The 6,117-nt window shown below is 70.1% G+C and carries 5 protein-coding genes and 1 rRNA gene; 5 read left to right on the plus strand and 1 reads right to left on the minus strand.

The genetic code is table 11. The annotated features are described in order from the left end of the window. Positions 1–98: 98 nt before the first annotated feature. The 5 genes from ACWDAG_RS28205 to ACWDAG_RS28225 are packed head-to-tail and all read left to right on the plus strand — an operon-like array spanning position 99 to position 5,742. Positions 99–1,460 (plus strand): glycerophosphoryl diester phosphodiesterase membrane domain-containing protein, encoded by a 1,362-nt coding sequence (locus tag ACWDAG_RS28205; protein WP_450698351.1) that lies wholly within the window; start codon positions 99–101, stop codon positions 1,458–1,460. A gap of 46 nt (positions 1,461–1,506) precedes the next feature. Continuing rightward, positions 1,507–2,250, plus strand: coding sequence for a DUF4129 domain-containing protein (locus tag ACWDAG_RS28210; RefSeq protein WP_450698359.1), 744 nt, complete (start codon positions 1,507–1,509; stop codon positions 2,248–2,250). Next, the gene (locus tag ACWDAG_RS28215; RefSeq protein ID WP_450698352.1) at positions 2,247–3,443 is read left to right on the plus strand and encodes a DUF4350 domain-containing protein; all 1,197 of its coding nucleotides are present in this window, start codon (positions 2,247–2,249) and stop codon (positions 3,441–3,443) included. The genes ACWDAG_RS28210 and ACWDAG_RS28215 overlap by 4 nt, the downstream gene beginning before the upstream one ends. Next, complete coding sequence (locus tag ACWDAG_RS28220; RefSeq protein ID WP_450698353.1) at positions 3,443–4,432, plus strand: AAA family ATPase; 990 nt, start codon at positions 3,443–3,445, stop codon at positions 4,430–4,432. Before ACWDAG_RS28215 ends, ACWDAG_RS28220 begins: the two co-directional genes overlap by 1 nt. Next, positions 4,432–5,742 carry a DUF58 domain-containing protein gene (locus tag ACWDAG_RS28225; RefSeq protein WP_450698354.1) on the plus strand — a complete coding sequence of 437 codons (1,311 nt, stop codon included), beginning with the start codon at positions 4,432–4,434 and terminating at the stop codon, positions 5,740–5,742. The genes ACWDAG_RS28220 and ACWDAG_RS28225 overlap by 1 nt, the downstream gene beginning before the upstream one ends. A gap of 94 nt (positions 5,743–5,836) precedes the next feature. On the opposite strand, the gene rrf is transcribed toward ACWDAG_RS28225, so the two are convergent. Then, positions 5,837–5,953, minus strand: a 5S ribosomal RNA gene (gene rrf / locus ACWDAG_RS28230). Positions 5,954–6,117 lie beyond the last annotated feature (164 nt).

The raw sequence follows: 6,117 nt of genomic DNA on the forward strand, positions 1-6,117 counted from the left end.
CAGCCCATACCGCGGCCGGTACCTCGGCGACCACCCCATGGCACGATGGCTGCCAACCTGCCGCCGCGACCGCGGACGGGCACCGTGAAGGAGCGACGATGAAAGACACTCCGGGCTGGGCCTCGCCCGGATCTGCCCCGTCCGACGGGCAGGAGCCCGGCGCGTCCGGCCCTGCCGGGCCCACCGACCGACCCGACCCCGCGGAGCCCGCGGACCAGCCCGGATCCGACCCGCAGGACACTCCTGACCCGCAGGGCCCCGGCTCGCAGTGGTCCAAGCAGCAGCCGCCACCCGGCCAGTGGTCCGCGCCCGCCGACCCCGCAGGCCCCGGCCGGCCTGCTCCACCACCCCCACCGCCCAGCCCCGGCTGGGGCACCCAGCCTCCCCCTGGCCCTGGAGGACACGGTCCCGGCGGCTTCCAGACCTACGGCACTCCCGGATACCCCGCATGGGGCGGCGGCTGGGGCGGCCCCCCGCCCGCCGCCAAGCCCGGCGTCATCCCGCTCCGGCCGCTCGGCGTGGGCGAGATCCTCGACGGCGCCGTCTCGACCATGCGCACCTACTGGCGCACAGTGCTGGGCATCTCCCTGACCGTCGCGGTGGTCACGGAGGTCCTCGTCATCCTGCTCCAGGGCCTGGTACTCAACGACACCAGCACCGCGGCCCTCGACGACCCGAGCGCCAGCGCCAGCGAACTGACCCGCGCCATGGGCGAAGTCATGCTCAGCTCCGGCGCGGTCTTCCTGATCTCCCTGATCGCCACAGTCGCCGCGACAGCCCTGCTCACCACCGTCACCAGCCGCGCGGTCCTCGGCCGGCCCGTGACCACGGCCGAGGCCTGGCGCGATGCCCGCCCTCAGGTGGTGAAGCTCTTCGGCCTGATCCTGCTGTTGCCTCTCATGGCCGTCACCATCGTCTTTGTGGGCGCGCTGCCAGGCATCCTCGTGGCGGTCTTCGGGAACACCGACGGAGGTGTCGCGCTCGCCGTCCTGGGCGGCCTCGCCGCCGGCGTCGTCGCCCTGTGGCTGATGATCCGCTTCTCCCTGGCGTCGCCCGCGCTGATGCTGGAGAAACAGGGCGTCGTGAAGTCCATGAGCCGATCCGCGAAGCTCGTCCGAGGCTCCTGGTGGCGTGTGTTCGGCATCCAACTGCTCGCCGGAATCATCGCGAACATCATCTCGGCGATCGTCGTCATCCCCTTCACTTTCCTCGCCGCAGCACTCGGCGGCGAGGGCATCGTCGGCTTCCTCAACGGTGAGGGCAACAACCTCGGCTGGGCCTTCCTCATCATCAGCGGTGTCGGCTCGGTGATCGGCTCCATGATCACCTTCCCGATCAACGCCGGCGTCACCGTGCTGCTCTACATCGACCAGCGCATCCGCCGCGAAGCCCTGGATCTCGAACTGGCCCGCGCCGCCGGTGTCCAGGGCTACGGGGCCGACGCCGGCTCGGGGGGCTGATGCAGTGAGCATGACGGGGGGAGTTCTCACAACGGTGCCGACGGTCATGCCGCGCGCCGCAGAATCGGCCGTACGGGCACTGCTGCGCGCCGGCAACACATCCGTCTTGTCGCTGGCGCACTCCGGCGACGAACCGCCGGTGACGATCCCTCGGGATCCCGCACGCGAGGCAGCCCGTCGCGAGTTGTCGAAGCGCATGTACCACGAGAACGACCCCAGCCTGTTCCAGCGCGCCCTGAACGCCTTCTGGGACTTGGTCGACAAACTGTTCGGCTCGGCGGCGGCCGCTACACCCGGAGGCACACTCGGCCTGGTGGTCGTCGTCGTGGCCGTACTCGCGTTGCTGGCCGCCCTGTGGTGGCGGCTGGGCACACCACAGCGTGAACCCGCCTCGTCCGCCACGCTGTTCGACGATCGTCCCCGCAGCGCGGCCGAGCACCGCGCGGCCGCCGAGGCGCACGCGGCCCAGGGCCACTGGAACCAAGCCGTCCAGGAACGCATGCGCGGCATCGTCCGCTCCCTCGAGGAACGCGCACTTCTCGACATCCGCCCCGGCCGCACCGCGGACGAGGCAGCCGCAGAAGCAGGCCGCGCACTGCCCGACCACCGGGACCGGCTGCACGCCACTGCCCGGGACTTCGACGATGTGACATACGGCGGCCGAAGGGCCAGCGAGCAGTCGTACCACCGCATGGCCGAACTCGACCGCGACCTCGAACGCACCAGGCCCCAACTCGCGAGCAGCAGCGCCAGCACAACCCACAACGCCCGCCAGGGAGCCGCCGGATGACGACCGAGGTCATGCTCCCGTCCACCTCGGCCTCGCCCACCGCACGCCAGGTGTGGACCCGCGCACGTGGCATCGCACTCGCCGTCGTGATCCTCCTGGCGGCGGCCATCGTGATCGCCGTGATCCGCTCCGACACCCGACACGGCGAACTCGACCCACGCTCCGTCGATCCCCACGGCAGCCGCGCCGTCACCGAACTCCTCGCCGACCGCGGTGTGTCCACACGCATGGTCACCACTTTGGAGGGGGCGCGCGCCGCAGCCGCCCCCGACACCACCCTCCTGGTCGCCGTCCCCGACCTGTTGACAGACCGTCAACAGACCCGGCTGCACTCCGCGATCGCACACTCGGCCGGCCGCACCGTCCTCATCGCCCCAGGCAGTTCGTCGGTCGAGAAGCTTGTCCCAGGCGTCACCGCGGACCCCGCCACCAGCTTCGACTCGGCGCTCTCCCCCGACTGCCGACTGCCCGCCGCTCGCCGCGCGGGCACCGCAGAAACGGGCGGCATCCGCTACACCACCACACGCCTGGGCGCCGACAAGTGCTACCGCAGCGAGCGCCTGGCCACCCTCCTGCGCATTCCGGAGTCCTCCGGAGACGGCGACACCGTCGTCCTCGGCGCACCCGACATCCTCTTCAACGACCACCTCGACAAGGAGGGCAACGCCTCGCTCGCCCTCCAACTCCTCGGCTCCCGCCCCCATCTGGTGTGGTACCTCCCCTCACTTTCCGACAACTCCGCCACCGACACGGGCGGCGAAAAAGGCTTCTTCGACCTCCTCCCCTCGGGCTGGCGCTGGGGCACACTGCAACTCTTCTTCGCGGCAGCCGTCGCCGCCTTCTGGCGAGCACGCCGACTGGGCCCACTCGTGCCCGAGAAACTCCCCGTGGCGATCCGCGCCTCCGAAACCGTCGAAGGCCGCGCCCGCCTCTACCGCAAGGCGAACGCCCGCGACCGCGCGGCCGCCGCTCTTCGCTCCACCACCCGCACCCGCCTCGCCCCCCTCGTCGGCGTCCCCGTCGCCCAGGCGCACGCGCCCGAGGCTCTGCTCCCCGCCCTGTCCGCCCATCTCCACGGCGACGGACAGGCCCTGAACTCACTCCTCTTCGGCCCGCCACCCAGCGACGACGCGGCTCTCATCGCCCTCGCCGACCAACTCGACGCCCTCGAAAGAGAGGTACGCCGTCCATGATGGACCCGACCACTGACAACGCCGGGCACACCGGGGATCCGGGCAAAGCCCGAGCCTCCCTGGAAGCCCTGCGAGCCGAGATCGCCAAAGCCGTGGTCGGCCAGGACCCCGCCGTGACCGGCCTCGTCGTCGCCCTCCTCTGCCGCGGACATGTACTACTGGAAGGAGTCCCCGGGGTCGCCAAAACGTTGCTCGTACGCGCCCTCGCCTCCGCACTCGAACTCGACACGAAGCGCGTGCAGTTCACCCCCGACCTGATGCCGAGCGACGTCACCGGCTCCCTGGTCTACGACACCCGCACCGCCGAGTTCTCGTTCCAGCCGGGTCCGGTCTTCACCAACCTCCTCCTGGCCGACGAGATCAACCGCACGCCCCCGAAGACCCAGTCGTCCCTCCTGGAAGCCATGGAGGAACGCCAGGTCACGGTCGACGGCACCCCGCGCCCGCTCCCCGACCCCTTCCTTGTCGCAGCAACCCAGAACCCGGTCGAGTACGAGGGCACCTACCCCCTCCCCGAAGCCCAACTGGACCGTTTCCTCCTCAAACTGACGGTCCCTCTCCCCTCCCGCCAGGACGAGATCGACGTCCTCACCCGACACGCCGAGGGCTTCAACCCACGCGACCTTCGCGCCGCCGGCGTACGCCCCGTGGCCGGCGGGGCCGACTTGCAGGCCGCCCGCGCCGCAGTCGCCAAGACGGCCATCTCCCCGGAGATCACCGCCTACGTGGTGGACATCTGCCGGGCCACTCGCGAATCGCCGTCCCTCGCCCTGGGCGTCTCCCCACGCGGCGCCACGGCCCTCCTTGCCACCTCGCGCGCATGGGCATGGCTCACAGGCCGTGACTACGTCATCCCCGACGACGTCAAGGCCCTGGCCCTCCCCACCCTCCGCCATCGCGTGCAGCTCCGCCCCGAGGCAGAGATGGAAGGCGTGACGGCCGACTCCGTCATCAACGCGATCCTCGCCCACGTCCCCGTCCCCCGCTGATGGCACTCACCGGACGCGCCGCGCTCGTGGCGGCCCTCGGCTCCCTCCCTGTCGGCATCTGGGACCCCAGCTGGACAGGCATCATCGCTGTGAACGCTCCCCTGGCCCTGGCCTGTGCCTGCGACTTCGCCCTCGCAGCACCGGTACGGCGCCTCGGCCTCACCCGCTCCGGCGATACGTCCGTACGCCTGGGCGAGGCGGCCGACGTGACCCTCACGGTCACCAATCCATCCCGCCGTCTCCTCCGTGCCCGCCTGCGCGACGCCTGGCCCCCCAGCAGCTGGCAGCCCGGCACGGAAATCACGGCCTCGCGTCACCGCCTTACCGTGCCTTCCGGCGAACGCCGCCGCGCCACCACCCGTCTACGCCCCAGCCGCCGCGGCGACCGTCAAGCAGACCGCGTGACGATCCGCTCCTACGGCCCACTGGGTCTGTTCTCACGCCAAGGCAGCCACCGGGTCCCGTGGACGGTCCGCGTCCTGCCCCCCTTCACCAGCCGCAAGCACCTGCCCTCGAAACTCGCCCGCCTCCGCGAGCTCGACGGCCGAACCAGCGTGCTCACCCGCGGCGAAGGGACAGAGTTCGACAGCCTGCGCGAGTACGTACCGGGCGACGACACCCGCTCGATCGACTGGCGTGCGACGGCCCGCCAGTCCGCGGTCGCCGTACGCACGTGGCGTCCCGAACGCGACCGTCACATCCTGATCGTCCTGGACACCGGCCGCACCTCAGCAGGTCGCGTGGGGGACGCCCCACGCCTCGACGCCTCGATGGACGCGGCACTGCTCCTCGCAGCACTCGCTTCACGCGCCGGCGACCGGGTGGACCTGCTCGCCTACGATCGCCGGGTACGCGCCCTCGTCCAGGGCCGCACAGCAGGCGACGTCCTCCCGTCTCTGGTCAACGCGATGGCTACGCTCGAACCCGAACTGGTCGAACTGGACGCCCGGGGGCTGACAGCGACCGCACTCCGCACGGCCCCCCGCCGCTCACTCATCGTGCTGCTCACCAGTCTCGATGCGGCGCCCGTGGAAGAGGGTCTGCTTCCCGTGCTCTCCCAACTCACCCAGCGCCACACAATTCTGATGGCATCGGTAGCGGATCCCTTCATCGCCCGTATGGCGAACGCCCGTGGAAACACCGAGGCCGTCTACGAAGCTGCAGCCGCTGCCCAGGCCCAAAGTGAACGCCACCGCACCGCGGAGCAACTCCGCCGCCACGGAGTCACAGTCGTCGACGAGACTCCGGAAGAACTGGCGCCAGCACTGGCAGATGCATATCTGGCCCTGAAAGCGGCGGGACGTCTGTAAGAGGAGGGCCCTCCTTGAAGGGCCCGAGACCTGAGCCCTGAAACGCAGAAAACCCCCGTACCGAATAAACGGTACGGGGGTTCCCTCAACAATTGTTCGGCGGCGTCCTACTCTCCCACAGGGTCCCCCCTGCAGTACCATCGGCGCTGTAAGGCTTAGCTTCCGGGTTCGGAATGTAACCGGGCGTTTCCCTCACGCTATAACCACCGAAACACTATGAAACTGTCGAACCTGCCGCACCACGTTGTGGCAACGTGGGGCCGTTCGTGGTTTCAGAACCAACACAGTGGACGCGAGCAACTGAGGACAAGCCCTCGGCCTATTAGTACCGGTCACCTCCACACCTCACGGTGCTTCCAGATCCGGCCTATCAAC

It is taken from the genome of Streptomyces sp. NPDC001157, from assembly GCF_053598255.1.